The following is a 491-nucleotide window of genomic DNA, read 5'->3' as shown; positions in this document are numbered from 1 at the left end:
GGCGGTAAAATCAGGGTGAATGAAAGCCTACTCAGCAGAAAGAAAAGAAGCGCTGGTGCGTCGCATGATGCCTCCGGAGAACGCGTTGGTTTCGGCGCTGGCCAGAGAAACGGGGATTACCGAACAGACGTTGTACACGTGGCGCCGACAGGCGAAAGGACAAGGGTTGGCCGTGCCGGGCGATGGGAAGAATCCCGAAGGATGGTCTTCGGAGGACAAGTTTGCAGTAGTACTGGAAACTGCGCCGCTCAATGCAGCGGAGCTGGCCGAGTATTGCCGCCGCAAAGGTCTTTATCCCGAACAGATCGCGGCGTGGCGGGCCGCCTGCCGGTCGGCCAACGCGAATGCTGCCGAGCAGGCACGCGAGCAGCGCCATCAGTCGAAGGACGACAAACGGCGCATCCAGCAGCTCGAGAAGGAATTGCAGCGCAAGGAGAAGGCGCTGGCAGAAGCGGCTGCGCTGCTGATTCTGAGAAAAAAAGCCCAGGCGA

1 protein-coding gene is annotated in these 491 nt (G+C 60.1%); it reads left to right on the top strand.

The features are described 5' to 3' along the window. Positions 1-19: 19 nt before the first annotated feature. On the top strand, positions 20-491 hold a 472-nt coding region (locus tag P0D89_RS54030; RefSeq protein WP_408371531.1), incomplete at its 3' end, for a transposase.

Origin of the sequence: Paraburkholderia sp. RL18-085-BIA-A, from assembly GCF_046027075.1 — a bacterium.
Classification (GTDB): domain Bacteria; phylum Pseudomonadota; class Gammaproteobacteria; order Burkholderiales; family Burkholderiaceae; genus Paraburkholderia.
Note: the sequence above shows the minus strand (reverse complement) of the source record. Positions and strands in the feature narration are given on the sequence as shown.